The following is a 20,578-nucleotide window of genomic DNA, read 5'->3' on the forward strand; positions in this document are numbered from 1 at the left end:
CTTATGTCCCAGCCACATGCCCTTACTATTTAGCGATAATCAATTTTCAAATATTTGTGAACTTTGCGAGTTTCCTGCGAGTATCGTTCGTCGATCACTGCGAGCTCTTAGTGCCCATAAAATCGTCACGGTGTCGACAACTTCTTGGAAGAGGGCCCCAATAATAGCTGGAATCACGCCAAAACTGGCAATGAGCATTAATAGCGTACAAATAGCAATTCCAATTAACACCGATTCCTTGGCAACGGTCATGGTGCCCTTAGCAATATCAACTGCCTTACTGACAAGGCTGAGGTCATCTTTTAAGACCACTGCATCAGCAGATTCGCTGGCAGCAGTCGCTCCGTGGGCCCCCATGGCGATGCCAACGTCGGCTGTTGCTAACGATGGGGCATCGTTAACCCCGTCACCAACCATGACGACGGGTCTAGCTTCCTTAGTGATCGCCTTGATAACGGCGATTTTTTCCTGCGGCAGGCGTTCGGCAAAAACTTTATCAATTCCCACCCGGTCGGCGATTTCGGCTGCAATGGGTTGACGATCCCCCGAAATCATCATGATTTGGTGAACTCCCATTTCATGGAGGGCAGCCATGACGCCTTTAGCTTCTGGCCGCAGCTCGTCGGCAAACGAAACGTAACCCACATAAGCCCCATCAACGGAGACGTAGACGGTTGTCTTATCAACCTGCTGGATAGGATAGGTCGAAACAAATGTTGGTTTTCCCGCCTTAACTAACTTACCATCAATCGTTGCCTGAACCCCCTGTGCTGTTATTTCCTTAACGTCAGTAGCCGTTGGGATGCTATCCGGTGTGGCAGCGACTAGTGATCGAGCCAAAATATGACTGGATTGTTGTTCGGCGCCAGCAGCTAATGAAAGTACTTGCTGTTTGGTATAACCAGCCACCGCAGCTACTGTATCAACGGTTAAGTGGCCCTTCGTAATGGTGCCGGTTTTATCAAACGCAAAGGTTTTGGCAGTTGCTAATTTCTCGATAATGGTCCCGCTTTTAACGATAATGCCATTTCGACTTGCTCGGCTCATGCCAGAAACAAGCGCAATTGGGGCTGCTAGAATAAGTGGGCAAGGGGAGGCGACTACTAACACTTCCGCAAATCTAACCGGGTCTTTAGATAGATACCAAGCAACCCCAGCAATGATATATGCTAACAACGTAAACGGCACGGCATAGCGGTCAGCCATTCGAACAAAACGGGCGGGCGTACTTTCAGCCTGTTTAACGAGTCGAATAATATTTTGGTACTGACTGTCATCGGCCGTTTTATCCGCGATCATGTAAAATGAATTGTCGCCGTTGATGGCACCAGACATGACCGGCTCACCGACCGTTTTGTCGATTGGCCGGGCTTCACCGGTTAATGAGGATTCGTCAACGGTTGTAGTTCCCTGGGTCAGTGTCCCATCAACGGGGATCACTTCTCCTGGCTTCACTAAGATTCGATTGCCAACGGTTACCTGATCGATTTGAACGTCGCTGATCGTTTCACCTTGCACCAAATGAGCTGATTGGGGTGAGTTTTCAAGGAGCGATTGTAATTCGGAATTGGCCTTATTGGCTGCATAGTCTTCCAGTGCATCGCCGCCAGTTAGCATGAGAAGCACGATTAATGCGGCCCAGTACTCACCGACCGCAATGGTGGCAATAACCGCCGTGATTGCGAGGAGGTCAACCCCGAATTTGCCCGAGCGGAGGGTTTTGACCATATCAATAAACATCAAGAGCGCAATTAAGGAACCCATGACTGAAATGACAACTTGCGCATAAACCGGCATGTTTAGGGCGAATTGTAAGATAAGTGAAATGAGGCCGACAATTAGAACACTGATGAGTCGCACGTAGTTTGTAAGCTTCTTCATAGCAAGCCCTCCCGTTTTTCTTCTTACCTAGATTATAACAATTCTAAAGTGGAGAGTCCAATTGAAGCTACAAACTGAGCTTGTGTATAAAAAAGGTAGGCGCCAACGTTAAAATTTGTTGAGGCTTACCTATATTAATAATGATTTACCTAATGTAGTTTGATTCAAGGGCTATTGCAAGCTATCTTGTCATCGTTTAAAGCGCCATTGACATTCTAGAATCAATGTGTCCTTTTTTACTCTTTTTCAGAGTCTACGCCAGCTTACTAATCTTCTCAAAATCAGCATCGCTTAACTTAACGTTTGCGGCAGCCACGTTGTCTTCCAGGTGTTGGATAGAACTGGTACCAGGAATTGGCAAAATATTTGGAGAACGCTTTAGTAACCAAGCCAATGCAATTTGAGCCTCGGAAACGTTATATTTAGCAGCGATTGAACTCAGTGGGCTGTCATTGCCGACTAATTTACCAGTATTGAGAGGGAACCACGGCACAAACGCCATGCCCTGGGATTCACAGTAATCAACCACGTCATCATCTTTATGGTCAGCAACGTTATACAGGTTCTCAACGGCGTCAATTTTGGCGTATTTCTGGGCTTCTTTGATTTCTTCAATGGTTACTTGGCTGAGGCCAATGTGTTTAATCTTGCCCTCATCTTGCATCTTCTTAAGTTCGCCAACTTGTTCGGCAACTGGGAAGTGTGAATCAATTCGGTGCAAGAATAGCAGGTCCTCATGATCAAGACCAAGCGTCATCATGGATACTTCAACTTGTTGCCGCAGGTAGCCAGGTTCACCATGCGGTGTCCAGAGGCTAGGCCCCTGACGAGTTTGACCAACTTTATCCGAAATGAAAATTTGATCGCGATTGGCAGCCTTCTTCAAGCCAGCAGCCAGATAACGATCCGCAAACCAGGGGCCATACGAATCAGCGGTATCAAAGAAGTTAATGCCAAGTTCGGTTGCCCGTTTAACGACGCTTACAGCTTGATCCGAGTCCTTAAACGGTCCCCAGGTACCATGTCCCGTGAGCTGCATGGTCCCATATCCTAACCGGTTGATCTTGAATTGATCATCAAATTGATAAGTACCAGAATTAGCTGCATTTAGTTCTGCCATTATTGCCACTTCTTTCATTAAGTTTTACTACATGAACTATTATAATCGCCCCTTTTTCAAAATACCATCGAAAGGGTTGGGGGATTTGCCATCCCTTTTCTTGAATAAAGTTTGTTTTAAAGCCATTTATCAACGGATAACACTAAAATGAGTGGGCCTTTAAAAAAATGAGTAAAATTTCTTTTTGTTGCAGCCGCTTGCCCATTGGAATTATTGTATACTAGCTTTGATCATATTAATTAGTTGAACAACTGCGGCAGTGCATACAGAGGATGATTATGATGGCAGGCAAGTACTTTGGAGCAATTATTGTAAACGTATCGGGCTTGGAATTGTTAATTGTAAATTTAAAAAATGCCAAAACGTTAGAGCGGGTCAAAAAAGAGATTAATCTTGGTGACGATGTTTATCAAGATAAGCCGGTTAGTTTTGATTCTGTAGAGCGGGTCTCTGAGGCCTTGACCGGATTCGTCCAGATTTTAAACGACTATGGGGTTACCAACTACAAATTGTGGGGCAGTCAGGCACTGTCTGAGGCAATTAACGCGGACTTCATCGCTGACCAGCTATTCCTTCACACTGGCTTAACCGTTCAGTGGCTTTCAACCAGCGAGGAAACCTATTACCGGAATCAGAAAATTTCAGTTAAGTTAACTAATGATGAGAACAACAATCAGCGAGCAGTTTTCTTGGTGGGGATCACTTCAGGTAACACCGCAATTACGGAGTTTGATGGTGGTCAGTTTATGTCATCGACAAACTTTGCCTTAGGACCAATCAAAATTGCCGAAGACCTGCAAAGCTTGCGGCAAACGGCCCCTAACTCCATTGGATTGTTGAACGACTACATTGATAGCAAGTTAAACGATTTCTATATCGGGAACCCCTCAAGTGTTGTCCAGGACCCGGCTCCCAGCAAAATTATTTTACTAGGGACATTGCCACTTAAGCAGATGATTGATCATTATTTAGGTGACCCGAGGAAGAATTTGACGGTCGATGAATTTAATGAACTCATTGATAAACTGGTGGATGCTTCTGACCAGTACGTGGTGGAAGAGCTGCAGGTTGATGAAGAATACGTGCCATTGATTTTGCCGGAATTACTCTTGATCAGGCGGGTCATTAGGCTAACGAATGCAACCGAAGTGGGCTTTTCCAATGCCAGTGTGGTGGATGGCCTGGTCAATAACGAGGCGGTTATCCAGGGATATTCCAAGTTGGATTTCGTGCCCCAAACGATTACGATGGCAAATAATTTGGCCATTCATTATGGGGTGGAGCCAGTTCATCAACGCCTGGTAACTAAGTTTGCTCTGCATTTGTTTGATCAGCTTAAGCCGTTGCATAAGTTAGGCAACCGCGAGCGGGTGATACTGCAAGTCGCTTCGATTTTACATGATGTCGGTAATTACATCGGCATTCATGAACATTATCTGCACTCGGAATATATCATTCAGCATTCAGATATTATCGGCCTTTCTGACATAGAGCGGCGGACAATCGCCGCTGTTGCACGGTATCATAGTTCGACAACGCCGAGTGAAGACCTCAGTCATTTTCAGCATATCTCAGCTGAAAACCGGCGTTTAATTTCTAAGCTAGCCGCTATTCTTCGCTTGGCCGATGCGCTTGACGACGATCGTCAGCAAAAGGTTAAGAAGATTTCAGTTTCAATTAAAGCACCAAAAGTGATCATTACCGTCTTTAGTAATGCCAATTTGGCATATGAGAACTGGATTTTTAATTCTAAGAGTCAATTCTTCACGGAAGCATATGGATTTAAAGCAGTATTGAAACAAAGGAGCGTGAAGACAAAATGAGTTCGAAAGTCGATTTTAAGAATCCCAATTATTATACTAACCGCGAACTCAGTTGGTTGGACTTTAATTATCGGGTGTTAGACGAAGCCAGGGACAAGGCTAACCCACTGTTAGAACGGGTAAAGTTCTTAGGAATCACCCAGAGTAACCTAGATGAATTCTTCATGGTCCGGGTGGCGTCACTGGCTAAATTAACGGAAGTCAAGTATGAGGGGACCGATGCATCGGGATTAACCCCAGCGGAGCAATTAAAAGCCGTTAACGATAAGTCCCATGACATGCTGGTTAAGCAGTACAGTACTTTAAATCGGTCATTATTGCCAGCACTGAACCAGATTGGGGTTCATTTACTCAGTGTCGACGAGCTAAGTGACCGACAGTTCCAGTTTATTAAGGGTTATTTTCACGATGAGCTTTATCCGGTATTAACGCCAATGGCCGATGACAGTTCACGGCCGTTTCCGTTTATCAGTAACGATTCCTTGAACCTGTCACTGCGGATTACTAAGAATGACGATGAAGACGAAAAGACGTTATACGCCACGTTGCAAGTGCCAAGCATTTTTCCCAGGGTTATTCGCTTACCCGGGGCGCCCAATGAGTTTATTTTGATTGAAGAGATTATTAAACGGTTTGTTAACCAACTGTTTATTAACTATGACATTAAAGAAGTATCGACGTTCCGAGTTATTCGGGATATGGACCTAGATGTTGCCGAAGAAGATACCTCTGACCTGCTTAAAAAGGTACAGCAGCAGCTTAAGCTCCGGGAACATGGTCAAGTTATTCGCTTGGAAGTTGATTCCGACATTAGCAAGAAATTGCGTAAACGGCTGGTTAAGGAACTTCAGACAGAGGAAGATTCGGTGTATGAAGTCAACGGGCCAATTGACCTCACGTTTTTAAATAAGTTAGCCAGCGCGGTGGTTGGCCATGATGACCTGTTATACCCGCCCTTTAAGGCTTATCAACCTGAGGAGTTGGATTCAGATCATAATATTTTTGAGGCAATCAAACAGCACGATTGGTTGATGCAACACCCTTATGATAAATTCGACTCGGTGGTTGAGTTTATCCGGCAAGCATCAATTGATAAGGAAGTCCTTGCCATTAAGATGACCCTATACCGGGTATCTGGTGACTCACCTATTATCAAGTACCTTGGCCGAGCAGCTCAAAATGGAAAACAGGTGACCGTCCTTGTTGAGGTTAAAGCTCGTTTTGATGAAGAAAACAACGTTCACTGGGCGCGCCAGCTTGAAAAAATGGGATGTCACGTGATTTATGGATTGGTTGGATTAAAAACCCACTCCAAGTTATCCTTGGTCGTTCGCCGGGAAGAAAATGGGATCCGCCGATACATCCATATGGGAACTGGGAATTATAACGATGTCACCGCCCACTTCTATACTGACTTAGGCTTACTAACTTGCAATAACGATATTGGCATTGACGTCACGAATATCTTCAACATGTTGTCCGGCTACTCTAGGCCACCATACTTCCATCAGCTTCATATTTCACCTAGAGGGATTCGGGACTTTATCATGGATCGATTGGACGAAGCAATTAAATACGTCAAGGCTGATCGACCGGTTCACATTCAAATGAAGATGAATTCGCTATCGGATCAAGATATGATTGCCAAGCTTTATGAGGCATCCACTGCTGGGGTTGCCATTGATTTGATCGTGCGGGGAATCTGCTGCTTAAAGACGGGGATTCCGGGTGTCAGTGAAAACATCACGGTGCATTCCATTGTTGGCCGTTTCCTAGAACATAGCCGAATTTACCTGTTTAACTTTGATGGTGAACAACAGGTCTATCTCTCCAGTGCCGATTTGATGACACGAAACCTCAACCGGCGGGTGGAACAGCTTTTCCCAGTATTGCAGCCAGATTTGGCAAAACGGGTGGTCGATATTTATGAAATAATGTGGACGGATAACGTTAAGACCCGAACGCTGGATAAGGACGGTGACTATAAACGAGTTGACCGCCGTGGCCGGGCCCCGCTTGATTCCCAGGAATACTTTGCGGATCAAGCAACCAAATTGGCCGATGCGCAACAAAACTCACAACGGCCAAAAAGTGGTGCCCAGTTTCAGCCGATGATGAGCCCGCAAAATCAACCGGATCCATTTACCGACGATGATGGGAGTGATGAAGCGTAATGGAGAACTTTGCTGTAATTGATTTAGGCTCTAACTCTGTTCGGATGACAATTAGTCAGATTAGTAAGAACGCAACATACCAAACGGTCACCCAGATGAAGGAATATGTCCGGCTGTCAGAAAATATGGGCGTTGAGAAGATTCTTCAACCAGAAGCGATTGAGCGGACGATGGCTGCGTTAAAGGGATTCAAAGACGTGTATGAAAAGCTTGATAACCTGACCATTAAGGCCGTGGCAACCGCGGCAGTCCGGCAGGCGACCAATCAAAAAGCATTTCTCAAACGGGTTAAAAATGATCTCGGCATTGACCTTGACGTGATTTCGGGTTCTCAAGAAGCGTACTATGATTACGTTGGCGTTAGCGAAACGCTCCCTGCAACTAACTGCGTCATTATTGATACTGGTGGGGCAAGTGCCGAAATTATCTTGGTTCAAAATGGCCGGGTAACTAATCTGATTAGCATTCCCATCGGCTCGGTCACCCTATCGTCGAAGTTCGATTTAGCGGACGTGGTTTCGGCTCAGGAGTTCTTCAAGGCGGTTATGTTCGTTGAGAAAATATTCCAAAACGTCTGGTGGTTAAAAAACGGGTTAAATTTACCGATCATTGGCCTTGGCGGCAGCAACCGAACTCTGGCTAAGATCAACCGGCGTTATAATAATTTGCTGGATACAGACGATATTCACGGTTACCAATTACGAGACGAGCAGGTTAACGATACGTTCCAGCGAATTCTTGGCGAAAATTTAGAAGAACGCAAGAAGGTTCCAGGGATTAGTAAGGCCAGAGCAGACATCATTGTCGGTGGCCTGATTCCAGCAATTTTACTAATGAACTATCTTGATTCTGACCGAATTACGTTCTCGACTAGTGGTCTGCGAGAAGGGATTTTGTTTGAAAAGTTGCATGATATGATTAAGCTGAATGTCGATAAACAGGGCTGACTAGTTGCGGTTACTTGTTCTCAAAATTCGTCGGGTTGTAGCGAGCGGTCATCTCACTCGATTCCAGTTGACGAACGGGCATTACGTCACTGTTTTGAAGACTGCAACTAAGAATATTAAGTAATTTTTGATTTGACTTAGCATGAGTCAAAAGCACCATACGACCTATAAAAAAATAGGTTGTATGGTGCTTTTTGGTGTGAGGAGTTATTTGGGATGCTTTTGGAGTGGATTGAGTTTTTTGGTTTTTAGTGAAGGGGATCTATAGTGGGCATTTTCTGTTATATAGAGTAGGATCGCTATGCAAAGCAAGAATCTGCGTGTAAGCACCTTTGAGAAAAATTCCAAGCCCAGGAATTTCCCTCAAAGGAGACTTACACTCCGATTCTTAACCGCTTTGCTCCGCTCACTTACAGTTTTGACTTATGAAATCCCATTTCCAAGTCCGCAATCGGTTTTTGAAAGACGCGTCTTAATGGCGCCAATAATAGGAAGAGAATTGCAAAACTGCCTAAGATCATTAATGAGTGCCAATAGATGCTTGGGATTGGGCCGGCGATTGCTTCTCTGAACCCTTGGATTGCGTACGTAAACGGTAGGTATGGTGCCAAGGCCGCTAAGTACGGCGGAATCGTTTCTAGTGGATAAATGCCACCCGTCCCAAATAGTTGGATGATCATCAACAGAACGCTAATAACTTTCCCCACATTACCAAACATATACACCAACGTATACATGATAATGGTAAAGACAATTGTGGCTGTGTAAGCCGTTGCCAGCATTGCTAAGACACTGGCTGGCCTAATTCCTAAAATTAACAATTCACCCAGCATTGTAAAGGTCGTTTGGGTGAGTGAAATTGATAGGTAGAGTAATAATTTACCGACGTATTTTTCAAGCATGTTTGCTCTTGGAAAACGTTCATTTTTTGTTGAGCGGTACTTCCAAGAAATAATTGTCGTGAGCAGCAGGATTCCGATCCAAATAGAGAGGGTCGTGTAAAACGGTGTGACGCCGTAGCCAAACTTACCCATATTATAGAGATCAGCCTGCTTAAGCGTGACGGGGGACGATAACAAATTGGCTGCCTTAGGGTTCTCGCCCAGGAGATTAATCAAACGGTTCAGGTTTTGGTCATTAATAAACTTAGTTTGGTTATTTAGCCCATCTAATTTATCTTGAATGTCGTTAAGCCGGTTATGAATTTGATTTACCCGGGAGACTGAAATTTGGCTAATGGAATTGCCGGCGGTTGCCAATGCCTTTAACTGGGGGATCAGGCTGCGAAGGGATTGTAATACCTGATCATCACCGGTCATACCAGTTGTTAACGTGCTACTTAAGTTGTCGAGACTTTGGTCAATGCTGTCGGTAAACGACGTGTTCGCTGCGTCAATGTTTGTTCCCAGCTGATCGCTGGTTTGTGCAAACTTTTCAGTTAGGCGGTCGAGGGCTTTCTTTGATCCGCCGCTTTTTGATGTTTCTTTTAACGCGGTTAACGTTCGCTGTTGCTGGTGAATGGCCTTCTTAGCATCGCTTAGGGACCGAATTAGGGCAACTGTTCGGTTGCTCGGAAGAATGTTGTTGATAACGTTAGCAACCCGTAACGCGTCATTAAGCTGATTAACGATCATGTTAGTGAGGGTTTGCGATTGGCTGAGGTCAGTTGCTAGCAGTGAACTTGACGGTGACCCACTACTTGTTTTTAAATCAGAAGCTAGGGCGGCCAGCCGTTGATTATCTTCTTGAAGCTCATTTAACCCACTGGCTAGGCCGCTGCGGGCAGAATCAAGGGAGTCCTTAGTTGCATTGGTGAGAGACTTGCCATGGTTAACGACTTTTTGCAAAGCGCTAATCTGTTGAGAAATCTTTGGGATGTCATTCTTAACGGTGCTGAGGTACTGTTGCATATCTTTTGAATCATGGTTGACGTTTCCAAGGTAGCCCTGGGTTTTCTTAATCGTATTGATGGCATCCATCAGTGATGTTCTAATTTGGAGAATTTGTGGTTTATGAGTGTCCAGCTTTTCGCCAACCGAATTCATTTCCTTTAAGGCGGCCTTGCTACTAATCTTGATAAAATTGTCCCGGACTTGTTCGGTTAGGGAATCTTTCGCCTGGCCGGTTATCTTAGTTGCGGCCGGATTGAGTTTCTCGTTTGATTTATAAACGATGTTAGGCTTTTGCGGATTGGTTGTTACCAAGGTCCCTAATTTGCTAGAAAAGTCGTTGGGAATTTCGATCAACGCGTAATACTTGCCTTGATCCAAGCCATTATTTCCTTGCCAACTATTGGTGATGACCCAGTGAATATCCTTGCTCCGCTTGAGTTGGGTGACAATTTGTTTGCCGATATCAACGGATTTACCATTAACCGTGCTACCTTCGTCACCGTTAACAACTGCGATCGGCAGCCGGCTAGTGTTGGCTTTGGAATAAGGATCCCAAGAGGCTTTGATATTTGGGATGGCATAAATTGATGGCAATAGGCAAAAAGCCAGCAGGGTGATCCACACCGGCCGGCTACGAAAAATTCGTTTAAGATCGCGTTTAAATAAGGTAAAGATTGTTCTCATAAAAATAAAGGTCCTCGTTAATTCAAACGATCAAGTAGTCCTTGGGCCAGTGCAAACACTTTGTTGTTCAGATTATGGATCGCAACGACTTTCGGGTAGAGGCGGTTGACGCCCTGGCTAAACAGGTAGTTGAGTTCCTGGCCATCTGCTTTGATCATTTGAAGAATTTCGTTTAATTTAGCAATATCGGGGCTGTTGGTGATGGTTCCTTGGAGACTGCTAAGCTGATCTAGCAAATCTGATAGGGTATTTGTTCGCGTCATTGATTCTAAAATCGAAATTACCTGGTTGCGGTTATTAATCGAAAGGGTGTCGATTAAGCCAATGATTTGATTAATCTGCTGGCGCTGTTTGTTAACGTTAATTAGTCTAACTAAATTGCCACGCCAAATCCAGCCCTTAACCTTGCCGTTACCGTTCTTAATATAATAGTAGACTGCTTTGTTGCCGTTTGAGCGGGTGATATTAGCTGACTTTGAAGTGTAAAATGTTGTTAGTGGATAATTATCGGCGTTATGAACTTTTTTGGTTAACTTGGCTGAACTGTACAAATAGCCACTAACCGCCCGATAAGGTTCTCTAGCGAGTGTTTTGGTGCTGGTGATTTTAGCCGGCTTGGCTTTCGCGGCTGCCATTGTTGGTTGAGAGATGCTAATGCCAAAAAGAACAAGCAAAGTTGTGATTAATAGGTTGATTAGTGAGCGTTTCATTTGTAAAATCTCCTTGAAAGTAAAAAGTTATTGGTTAACTGTTGTTAATGGTTAATAGACGCGTTATTATCATTATAATGCATTTCTAACGAGAAAAAAACCGGTCAATTAGATTTTGAGGGACAAATTATGGTTAAGAACATCAAGCTTATTTATCAACGAGACTTAAAGGCAATCGTTAAATATAAGGCAGCGTTGCTGACAATTACTGCGCTCTGCGTGTTGCCCTGTCTCTACACGTTAATCAACGTTAAGGCCCTTTGGAATCCGTATAATTCACAAGAAGTCAGCCGAATTCCCGTCGCGGTCGTTAATAATGATCGTGGCTCAAGTCTACAGGGAAAGCAACTCAACTTTGGTAACCAGATTATCAAAAACATGAAGCACAATCACCAAATTGGGTGGCGGTTTGTGGACGCGAAGACTGCTAAAGCGCGGTTGCGGGATGGAAAGTACTATGCAGAAGTCGAAATTCCAAGCAACTTTTCAACTCAGCTGGCAAGCGTTACATCGACGGATCCCCAAAAAGCTCAAATTAATTATACCGCGAATACCAAGGCCAGTCCGATGGGAGACAAAATTACCGAAACAGCTGCTAAGACACTGGTAAGTACGGTTAAGAAACAATTTGTATACCAGATTAACACGACTATCTTTTCTTATTTGAATGTTGCCGGTGAAAAAGCTGGTAGCAAGCAGGCCGAGATTTTGAACCTTAAGGATCTGATCATCTCACTTGGCGATAGTATGGAACTCGCAACCGGGTCACTTGGGGATATTAGTCAGACGTCAAATAGCTTGGCAATGGCGTTTTCAGAACTTAAACCAATTATTTCGGCCTCGCAAAATGTTAATGTGGCGGGGACTGTGGGGTCAACCAATGGTGATTTGATCAAGTCGATTAATCGGTCAGTGACCCAGTCGTTTAATAATGCTGATACAAATTTGAGGAATGCCCAAAATAACGCAAAGCGGTTGGCAACGTTATCGAATCAACTTAGCCATTTAAATGCCGCTAGTAACAAAGCTCAAGTCAATCAGCTCGCAGATAAGATTAACACGCAACTTAAGCTGCTGCAGGGTCAATTGACGCCACTAATTTCCTACCTACAAACGGTTAATCAGACGCGATCAACCGGAACCATTACTAGTTTGATTGGTGAGCTCCGTGATGCCCAAGCCGCGTTGAAGGTACAAAGCAGGCAGGTGACAGAATTAAAGAATCAGTTGGATAGCGGCAATACCGCCAATGCCAGCTTGCAGCAACGTATTGCGGCAAACGCTTATTCTGTTAGCACGAGGTTGACTAATTCGGTTGCCCGCTATCATGGTCAGGCGCGTTCAGACCTTAATGGCATTCAACGAAATTTGCTGGCGACAACTAATCGCACTTCCGGGATTTTAAGTGATATTAATCAGGTGCGCAATTTAAGTGGTAAGTCGCTTGATACGGTTATTCATGGTAATCAGTTAATTGGCGATTCCACGGGCAAGTTAGAGAGCCAGCTGCTCCAATATAAGGATATTATTCTAAATGCCAGCAATCAGCTGAAATTGACCTCTGATAATAACATTGCTGATATTATTAGTGTTTTGCAAAACAATCCAAAGTTAATGGGAAGCGCATTGGCTGAGCCGTTTGACGTTAAGGATGAAAACATTTATCCGGTTAGTACGTTTGGCTCCGCATTTTCGCCAACGTACATGGCACTTTCGATCTGGGTTGGCTGTGCAATGTTAGTAGCGGTGCTCCATACCAGCCTGCCGAGATATCATAAATTCGCAAAGTTGACGCCTAAAGAAGAGTATCTTGGTAAGATGTTGCTATTTAATACGCTGTCAATGATTCAGATGATGATTATTGTTTTATCGACGGTCTTTATTTTGCACGTTCACGTGGAAAGTCTATTCCTAATGTTCATGGTAGGCGTGGTGACGTCACTGACGTTCTCGGTCATTGTGTATACGATGGCGTCGGTGTTTGGCAATTTGGGAAAGGCGCTGGCGGTGATGATGGTGGCGGTTCAATTAGCGGGAAGCGGCGCGATGTATCCGGTACAGCTGAACCCGCTGATCTTTAGAATCATGCAGCCGATCTTCCCGTTCTCGTATGCAGTGAGCGGTTTTAGAGAAGCAATCGGGGGCCCGAACATGGGAACGGTGATTGTGGACTTCTTCGTGCTGATATGTATGCTAATAATGGCGTTGTTATTCGGCTTGTTCTTGAAACAATCGCTAAAACGAGTGACGGATCGGTTGTTGAATGATTTTGTGAGGAGTGGAATAGGACAGTGAGCGAAGCAAAGCGGTTAGAAAGCGGAGCCTAAGTTACTCCTGCCAAAAGCCATGGGCTTGGGCTTTTGGCAGGAGTAGCTTAGGTGCAGCTTTCTGCTTTGCGGAGCGAGATCCTACTCTATATAACAGAGAGCAACCACTAAATAACTGGAATTGAGCTTTTGGGGCTGCCCTAAGAAAAGTGAGCGCAACAAAGCGATCAGAGGCTGGAGCGGTCCTACAGTCATGTAAAAAGAACATAAAACACCAAACAACCAAAAAAGGACAGCCACATCAACGCATGCACTTCTTCTACATGCATGATTGCGACTGTCCTTTTGAGTTAATTTTCCCATCCCCACGAGACTGATCTGTCCTCAGAATTGATCGTTACACGCCAACTTTACTTCTCATTAACGCTTTGAGATGTTCTCTTCTCACTTCGCGGGGTAAAAAGCTTCTGATATCATCCTCACTAAATCCAACTTGAAGCTGTTCGTCGTTAAATAATAGTGGTCGGCGGATGAGGTCTGGATTTTCTACCATTAGATCGACTAACTGTGATACAGTTAAATCATCCAAGTTAACTTTTAACTGATGATAAGTTTGGCAGCGGGTTGAAATTAAATCCTGGGTGCCATTTTCCGTTAATCGAAGGAGTTTTTTAATCTCATCGGCGTTTAATGGCCTTCTGGCAATGTTTCTTTCCTTAAATTCAATGCCGTGGTCGATCAGCCATTGGCGGGCTTGACGACTAGAAGAGCTGCTAGGTGCTACTAGTAAGTTCAACATAGGACCATCTCCCTTGGAAACCGGTGAGCGTGTGGCAGAAGGCGGTTGATCCTAAATTTGTAAGGGCCTAATTGACTTTTGCGGTTTTCAACGGTCAGTTAAGTGACTTACCTGATGGGGATCAAACCTTGGGCCACACAGTTCTGCAATATGGGGTAAAAACCAACAAGTCGATTTTGATACCCCATCCCCACTTATATCTTATCATAAATATAAGTTTAATGAAATAATAGCTCTGCTGGTTGCTTTTCTATAACCCTTGATGTAAGTGGCATTAAGAGGCTGATTATGATCACCATAAATTTAATAAATTCATAATATTTACTAACAAACTGTTGCTTTAAAAGGAGCGGAAAAATATGGAAATTGCTGGTTTTGGTGTTGAAGAATGGTTAAATAAATGGGAAAAGTCGGCAACTTATGATATCTCACAAAGTACGATTTCATCGATGACGATGGCGGAAGCCTTGACGTTGGATGGTAACGACGGAGCGAGCTTTTACGACATGCTTGATAAGCAGAAGATGAATTATGGCTGGATTGAGGGTTCTCCAGCATTCAAGCGCGAAGTTGCGACCCTTTACAAACACGTTGACCCAGATAACGTACTACAGACAAATGGTGCCACGGGGGCAAACCACTTAGCGTTGTATGCATTAATTGAACCAGGTGACCATGTTATTTCGGAATACCCGTCTTATCAACAGTTATATGATATTCCTAAGTCACTAGGAGCAGACGTTGAATATTGGCATATTCATGAAGATGCGGATTGGTATCCAGATATTAATGAACTTAAATCACTGATTCGGCCAAACACAAAAATGATTTGTCTGAATAACGCAAACAACCCAACTGGCACTCTGTTAGACGAAGCCTTTTTAAAGCAGGTAGTTGACCTCGCAAAACAAGTGGGCGCCTACGTCTTAGTTGATGAGGTTTATTTACCGCTAGATGATCCGGCAGCGTTCACATCAATTGTTGACTTATACGACAAGGGCATTGCGACTAACTCACTTTCTAAAACCTATTCAATGCCTGGCATTCGAGTTGGCTGGACAGCTAGTAATCATGAAGTTGCCGAGTTATTCCGGAAGTATCGTGATTATACGATGATTTGTTGTGGCGTATTTAATGATCTGTTGGCAACCTATATCCTAAAACATCGTGATCAGGTTTTAGCCCGAAACCGACAGCTGGTAATGAATAACCTTAATATTTATAAGCAGTGGGTTGCGTCAGAGCCCCGCGTGAGTGTTGTGATGCCCCAAGCGGTATCGACGTCGTTTCCTAAACTTGATATTCCAGAAGACATTGAAGCGTTTTGCGTGAGATTGCTAAAGGAGCAAGGGGTGTTGTTGGTCCCTGGAAGTCGATTTGATGTGCCGGGACACGTGCGGTTAGGGTATTGTGCTGATGAAGACACTTTGAAGGAAGGGTTAAAGCGACTATCGGCCTTTTTACGTCAGTATGATTAACGATGGTGCATAAATTCACTTAAGGGGTAACTAAAAAGCGCTCAAATTATCAATTCCGGTAAGTCGGCAAGATAATTTGAACGCTTTTTTGAATTATGGTGAAGTTGGAATAAAAGACTGTTTGTTAGTTTTATTTTACTTTAACTTTTGAATGAGTTTATTGGCAACATAGTGGAAATGCGTTCCACCAAGCAGCAATCTGCTTATGAACTGATTGCTAACCGCTTGGTTCCACGCTCTTTGCTGGCAACACAGATTAGGACCGCTCCGCAAAGCAGAGACCTGCATCTAAGGAACTTCCGACTCAAACCCAAGCCCGGGGTTTAAGCCGAAAGCACCTTAGACTCCGGTCTCTAACCGCTTTGCTACGCGCACTCTTTACTAGGCTTCTATAACCGAATGAGTCTCTTCCCAAATCTGCCTAGCAATTCCGGCATGATTCATCGAATACAAATGGATGCCATCAACCCCTTGGGATACCAGGTCGATAATCTGATCGACGGCGAATGCAATTCCGGCGTCTCTCATTGCTTCCTTGTTATCCTGATACCGATCCATAATTGCCCGAAATTTCTTTGGCAATGGGACCCCAGAAATTTGAGTGATTCTAGCAATTTGGTTCCGATTGGTACAGGGCATAATCCCCGCCTCAATCGGCACGTTGATCCCAGCAATCTCAGTTTTTTCTTTAAAGTCATAGAAAGCTTGATTATCAAAGAATAGTTGGGTGATCAAATGGTCGACGCCTGCATCCACTTTCCGCTTTAAGTTGCCAATATCGTCAACGAAGTCCACAGCTTCAGTGTGGCAATTTGGATAACACGCACTGGCGATGCTGAAATTGGGACGGTTTTGTTTGATGAACGCAACCAGTTCGTTGGCATGGTTGAAATCACCAGCTGGCTGCTTGTCTGGAATTCGATCGCCTCGCAGGGCTAGGACATTTTCAATATTGATCGAGCTTAATTTGTCTAAGAGATCGAGAACCTGTTGCTTAGTTTGGTAGAGCCCAGGCACGTGAGCCACGGCAGGAATATGGAGCTGGTTTTGAATCAAGTCAGCGACTGAAACGGTCCCGTTGTAATGATCCGTGCCACCGGCTCCCAAGGTTACCGAAATAAAGTCAGGATTAATCGATTGTAATTGTTCAAGCGTTGGCAAAATAGCCGCAGTGGGTGATGTTTTCTTGGGTGGAAATACTTCCAACGAAAAGACAGTCTTTTGTTTAAACAACGCTGTTAGGCTCATGAATCACACTCCTAACTTTCTTAGTTGCATTGACGATGTTCCTTAGACTTTCAAATGCTTCGTCTTCAGAACGGGTCTTTAACCCACAATCAGGATTAATCCAGACCTTTTCGACTGGTAGTTTGGTTACTAATTGTTTGATTAAGTCTTCAACTTCCTGTTCTGATGGGATTCTTGGCGAGTGAATATCGTAGACGCCAGGGCCGACTTCCGTTTGAAAGTTGGCGGCTACCAGTTGGTCAATCAAGGTGAAATCAGCTCGGGAAGCTTCAAATGAGATAACGTCTGCGTCCAGGGCATCAATGGCCTTAATAATGTCACCGAATTCGCTATAACACATATGGGTATGAATCTGGGTGCTTGGCTGAACCTTGCTGTGAACGAGTCGGAAGGCTGGAACTGCCCAATCCAAGTACTCTGAATACCAATTGGATTTTCGCAGTGGCAAGTTTTCCCGAAGTGCCGGTTCGTCAATTTGAATAATTTTGATGTCGTTCTTTTCCAGGTCAAGAACTTCATCTTGAAGGGCTAAGGCAATTTGAGTAACGGATTCCTTGGGCGTCACGTCTTCTCGGGGGAATGACCAGTTAAAAATGGTTACCGGTCCGGTTAACATGCCCTTCACGGGTTTATCAGTGAGGTTCTTAGCGAATACGGAAGCCTTTACGGTAATTGGCGCTGTTCGGTTGATATCGCCCCAAATAATTGGCGGCTTTACACCACGAGTTCCATATGATTGAACCCAGCCATTTTGGGTGAAGACAAAGCCGTCAAGTTTCTCACCAAAGTATTCGACCATGTCGTTACGTTCATATTCACCGTGAACCAGGACATCTAAGCCGAGATCCTCTTGAATTTTGATGATTCGGCGGATTTTATCTTCATTGAATTGATCATATTCTTCACGGGTAATTTCACCCTTACGAAGTTTAGACCGGTTTTGACGGACATCCTTAGTCTGAGGGAAAGAGCCAATTGTCGTTGTTGGCAAAATTGGTAGGTTGAATTCCTGCTTTTGAATCTTTTCCCGTTCGCTTCGTATAGGCAGCCGAGTGTAGTCAGCATCGGTTAATTTGGCAATGCGATCGTGGACCGTCTGCTTGTAAGGATGTTTCACGTTCTTAAAGAGGGCGTCGTTCTTTGCCAAAGCAGCCTGACCAGCTGTTTCGTCGTGATAAATACTATCAAGCTCCTTAACCTCAGCCAATTTTTCAATCGCAAACGCTAAGTGCTGTTTAACGTCTGAAGGTAATTTAGTTTCATCGGCGGCGCTATAGGGGACGTGTAGTAGGGATGCGGAGGTGCTCAAGACAATCTTAGCATCCGTATTGAGTTGATTGAGAAAGGCAAGCGTCGTGGCGTAGTGGTTGCGCCAGATGTTTTTACCATTGACAATCCCGGCAAATAGGATTTTATCAGCTGGGAAGCCATTTTGGTTAACTAATTGCGCATTGTATTTGCCTTCAACGAAATCAAGGCCAATACCATCGAAGTCTAAGCTAGTAACGTCATTGTAGATATCACGAATGTCACCAAAATAGTTTTGAAGTAATACTTTGACGGATCCCTTAGTGGCTAAGATACCCTGATATAACTTGTCGAATAAGTTCTTATCTGCGGAATCAACGTCAAAACTAAGGGCGGGTTCGTCGATTTGGAGCCATTGAACGCCCTGTTTGTTTAATCGCTGAAGGACTTGCGCATATGCGGTTACTAACGCATCTACAAAGTCGGCTGGTTTCGTGCTATCAATGAAGCGGCTCAACTTAAGCAACGTGTATGGGCCAGTAATGACAGACTTAGCGTTAACGCCTTGCTGCAAGGCTTCTTGAATTTCATCGAATAATTTGGTGCCGACTAATTTAACATCCGTGCCCTTTGAAAATTCAGGGACAATGTAATGGTAGTTAGTGTTGAACCATTTTTTCATTGGTAAAGCTTTGACCGTTTCGGTTCCCTGTTGAAAACCGCGTGCTTGAGCGAAATACTCGTCAAGTGGTGATAAGTTGAGTTGTTTGTATCGCTTTGGGACAATATTTAGCAGGTTGGCGGTATCTAAGACACCATCAAAAAATGAAAAGTCACCAACGGGAATGAGGTCAATGCCAGCATCCTTTTGAGCTTGCCAGTGATTGGCTTTGATTGTAGCTGCTGTGTTTAAAAGTTCATCCTGATCAATTTTATTCTTCCAATAATGTTCTGTAGCAAACTTTAATTCACGATGGTGACCAATTCGTGGAAATCCAATAATAGTTGTTGTCATATAAAACCCTCCCTGTGTTATTAACTGCCCTGCGACGCGTACTTTTTAAAACAGTGCAACGAAGCAGAAACCTATGTACAACCACCTTTGGCAACGATTTCCCAATGGATTAACTTGCCAAGGCGGTTTATGTGCGAGTTCTTAAACTAGTTTGTTTAAACTAATCTACAACGTTTCTGTTGAACGGATCATCGGAGATTCCTTTTGCAAGAATATCTTTGCTCCATTCCTTTGCTGAGAACAATGAGTGGTCACGGTAGTTGCCGCAGCTGTACTTATCAGTTCCTTGAACGTCTTTCCATTCGATGTCGTTAGCGATTTCTTCTAAGGAACCCTTCAACGCTTTGGCAACTTCGGTGGTGCTGTGCTCGCCCCAAGTGATCAAGTGAAAACCAGTTCGGCAACCAAATGGTGAGCAGTCAATCACGCCGTCAAGACGGTCACGAAGCAGGCCGGCTAGTAGATGTTCAATCGTGTGTAAACCGGCAGTTGGGATGGCATTTTGGTTTGGTTGAACCAAGCGAAGGTCGTAGTTAGAAATCACGTCGCCTTTATTACCAGTCTCCTCTGTAATTAAACGAACGTAGGGTGCTTTAACCTTTGTGTGATCCAATGTAAAACTTTCAACTTTTGCCATAATATATCTAATCTCCTTAAAATTTATTTGATGCACTGTTATCTTAACGCCAGCAAGAAATCACGAAAACCCTTCCAATGATTTCTTGATAAATAAAAAAACATTCGTCCCTCACACCAGAAAATCTGATTGAGGGGCGAATGTTTCGCTGTACCACCCTGAATTCGTATTATTTTTGCAAATAATACCTCTGAAAGTACCATGTTCGATACTCGGCGATATAACGGTCGCACCCGACAAATCCAAGCGTTAACTTGAATGCGGCTAATCAGAGTTCATATTCACCAGTGGGTAAGCTATCCTTTCGCATCATCCGGATTCTCTTTAAGCTTTATTAGCTGGCTACTCTTCTCTTCAGAGCGTTACTTTTGAACTAGCATTAAAATTTAATGATAATACTAATCGCAATTTTAATACTTGTCAACTCTTTTAGAGAAATCAATTTGAAATTGCTTTTTATGACGACCTCACGTATAATTACCACTGGAAAATCTGTCCTTTAAATAGTCCAGTGAGTCTGTCAAGGAAGCCATTAATGAACATCTTGTTAGCCAGCATCGTCTGGCTGTCGCCCTGTCATCCTGTTGGAGGGGCGACTTTTTTGTAAGTGTGTGTAGTAAAGCGGTTAGAAACTGGAACATAAGTCTCCTCTGAC

The 20,578-nt window shown here is 44.0% G+C and carries 13 protein-coding genes; 5 read left to right on the top strand and 8 right to left on the bottom strand.

Translation table 11 applies throughout. The features are described 5' to 3' along the window. Positions 1-39: 39 nt before the first annotated feature. Both FC98_RS08545 and FC98_RS08550 read right to left on the bottom strand, forming a co-directional pair. Positions 40-1,881: a heavy metal translocating P-type ATPase gene (locus FC98_RS08545; RefSeq protein WP_056949446.1), complete on the bottom strand. Its 1,842-nt coding sequence runs from the start codon at positions 1,879-1,881 to the stop codon at positions 40-42. A gap of 253 nt (positions 1,882-2,134) precedes the next feature. Further along, positions 2,135-3,001: an aldo/keto reductase gene (locus tag FC98_RS08550; RefSeq protein ID WP_040471846.1), complete on the bottom strand. Its 867-nt coding sequence runs from the start codon at positions 2,999-3,001 to the stop codon at positions 2,135-2,137. A 278-nt stretch (positions 3,002-3,279) separates the two neighbouring features. On the opposite strand from FC98_RS08550, the gene FC98_RS08555 reads away from it, so the two are divergent. Genes FC98_RS08555 through ppx form a run of 3 tightly spaced genes read left to right on the top strand, consistent with a single transcriptional unit; the run spans position 3,280 to position 7,945 of the window. Further along, entirely contained in the window at positions 3,280-4,824 is a 1,545-nt protein-coding gene (locus tag FC98_RS08555) for a Ppx/GppA phosphatase family protein (RefSeq protein WP_235803609.1), read from the top strand. Further along, positions 4,821-6,998, top strand: coding sequence for an RNA degradosome polyphosphate kinase (locus FC98_RS08560; RefSeq protein ID WP_056949447.1), 2,178 nt, complete (start codon positions 4,821-4,823; stop codon positions 6,996-6,998). Before FC98_RS08555 ends, FC98_RS08560 begins: the two co-directional genes overlap by 4 nt. Beyond that, complete coding sequence (gene ppx / locus FC98_RS08565) at positions 6,998-7,945, top strand: exopolyphosphatase (protein WP_056949448.1); 948 nt, start codon at positions 6,998-7,000, stop codon at positions 7,943-7,945. Before FC98_RS08560 ends, ppx begins: the two co-directional genes overlap by 1 nt. A gap of 410 nt (positions 7,946-8,355) precedes the next feature. Here ppx and FC98_RS08570 read toward each other — a convergent pair whose 3' ends face one another. After that, positions 8,356-10,521 (bottom strand): YhgE/Pip domain-containing protein, encoded by a 2,166-nt coding sequence (locus tag FC98_RS08570; RefSeq protein ID WP_008857699.1) that lies wholly within the window; start codon positions 10,519-10,521, stop codon positions 8,356-8,358. A gap of 17 nt (positions 10,522-10,538) precedes the next feature. Further along, positions 10,539-11,231, bottom strand: a complete 693-nt coding sequence (locus tag FC98_RS08575; RefSeq protein ID WP_008857698.1) for a hypothetical protein — start codon at positions 11,229-11,231, stop codon at positions 10,539-10,541. Positions 11,232-11,360: 129 nt separating this feature from the next. On the opposite strand from FC98_RS08575, the gene FC98_RS08580 reads away from it, so the two are divergent. Continuing rightward, on the top strand, positions 11,361-13,526 hold the full coding sequence (locus FC98_RS08580; RefSeq protein WP_008857697.1) for a YhgE/Pip domain-containing protein: 2,166 nt from the start codon (positions 11,361-11,363) through the stop codon (positions 13,524-13,526). Positions 13,527-13,895: 369 nt separating this feature from the next. On the opposite strand, the gene FC98_RS08585 is transcribed toward FC98_RS08580, so the two are convergent. Continuing rightward, positions 13,896-14,297, bottom strand: a complete 402-nt coding sequence (locus tag FC98_RS08585; protein ID WP_008857696.1) for a Spx/MgsR family RNA polymerase-binding regulatory protein — start codon at positions 14,295-14,297, stop codon at positions 13,896-13,898. A 359-nt stretch (positions 14,298-14,656) separates the two neighbouring features. Between FC98_RS08585 and FC98_RS08590 the strand changes: the two genes are divergently transcribed. Further along, positions 14,657-15,775: an aminotransferase gene (locus FC98_RS08590; RefSeq protein ID WP_054655155.1), complete on the top strand. Its 1,119-nt coding sequence runs from the start codon at positions 14,657-14,659 to the stop codon at positions 15,773-15,775. 381 nt (positions 15,776-16,156) lie between these two features. On the opposite strand, the gene metF is transcribed toward FC98_RS08590, so the two are convergent. The 3 genes from metF to FC98_RS08605 form a co-directional block, all read right to left on the bottom strand. Continuing rightward, a complete protein-coding gene (gene metF / locus FC98_RS08595) occupies positions 16,157-17,023 on the bottom strand; it encodes a methylenetetrahydrofolate reductase [NAD(P)H] (protein ID WP_008857693.1) in 867 nt (288 codons plus the stop codon). Then, on the bottom strand, positions 17,001-19,286 hold the full coding sequence (gene metE, locus FC98_RS08600; RefSeq protein WP_008857692.1) for a 5-methyltetrahydropteroyltriglutamate--homocysteine S-methyltransferase: 2,286 nt from the start codon (positions 19,284-19,286) through the stop codon (positions 17,001-17,003). Before metE ends, metF begins: the two co-directional genes overlap by 23 nt. 160 nt (positions 19,287-19,446) lie before the next feature. Then, positions 19,447-19,923, bottom strand: coding sequence for an S-ribosylhomocysteine lyase (locus FC98_RS08605; RefSeq protein WP_040471843.1), 477 nt, complete (start codon positions 19,921-19,923; stop codon positions 19,447-19,449). Positions 19,924-20,578 lie beyond the last annotated feature (655 nt).

Origin of the sequence: Lentilactobacillus kisonensis DSM 19906 = JCM 15041, assembly GCF_001434135.1 — a bacterium.
Classification (GTDB): Bacteria; Bacillota; Bacilli; order Lactobacillales; family Lactobacillaceae; genus Lentilactobacillus; species Lentilactobacillus kisonensis.

Coding starts and splice junctions, on each gene's coding strand:
- FC98_RS08545 (WP_056949446.1), bottom strand. CDS start 1,881: ATGAAGAAGCTTACAAACTACGTGCGACTCATCAGTGTTCTAATTGTC.
- FC98_RS08550 (WP_040471846.1), bottom strand. CDS start 3,001: ATGGCAGAACTAAATGCAGCTAATTCTGGTACTTATCAATTTGATGAT.
- FC98_RS08555 (WP_235803609.1), top strand. CDS start 3,280: ATGATGGCAGGCAAGTACTTTGGAGCAATTATTGTAAACGTATCGGGC.
- FC98_RS08560 (WP_056949447.1), top strand. CDS start 4,821: ATGAGTTCGAAAGTCGATTTTAAGAATCCCAATTATTATACTAACCGC.
- ppx (WP_056949448.1), top strand. CDS start 6,998: ATGGAGAACTTTGCTGTAATTGATTTAGGCTCTAACTCTGTTCGGATG.
- FC98_RS08570 (WP_008857699.1), bottom strand. CDS start 10,521: ATGAGAACAATCTTTACCTTATTTAAACGCGATCTTAAACGAATTTTT.
- FC98_RS08575 (WP_008857698.1), bottom strand. CDS start 11,231: ATGAAACGCTCACTAATCAACCTATTAATCACAACTTTGCTTGTTCTT.
- FC98_RS08580 (WP_008857697.1), top strand. CDS start 11,361: ATGGTTAAGAACATCAAGCTTATTTATCAACGAGACTTAAAGGCAATC.
- FC98_RS08585 (WP_008857696.1), bottom strand. CDS start 14,297: ATGTTGAACTTACTAGTAGCACCTAGCAGCTCTTCTAGTCGTCAAGCC.
- FC98_RS08590 (WP_054655155.1), top strand. CDS start 14,657: ATGGAAATTGCTGGTTTTGGTGTTGAAGAATGGTTAAATAAATGGGAA.
- metF (WP_008857693.1), bottom strand. CDS start 17,023: ATGAGCCTAACAGCGTTGTTTAAACAAAAGACTGTCTTTTCGTTGGAA.
- metE (WP_008857692.1), bottom strand. CDS start 19,286: ATGACAACAACTATTATTGGATTTCCACGAATTGGTCACCATCGTGAA.
- FC98_RS08605 (WP_040471843.1), bottom strand. CDS start 19,923: ATGGCAAAAGTTGAAAGTTTTACATTGGATCACACAAAGGTTAAAGCA.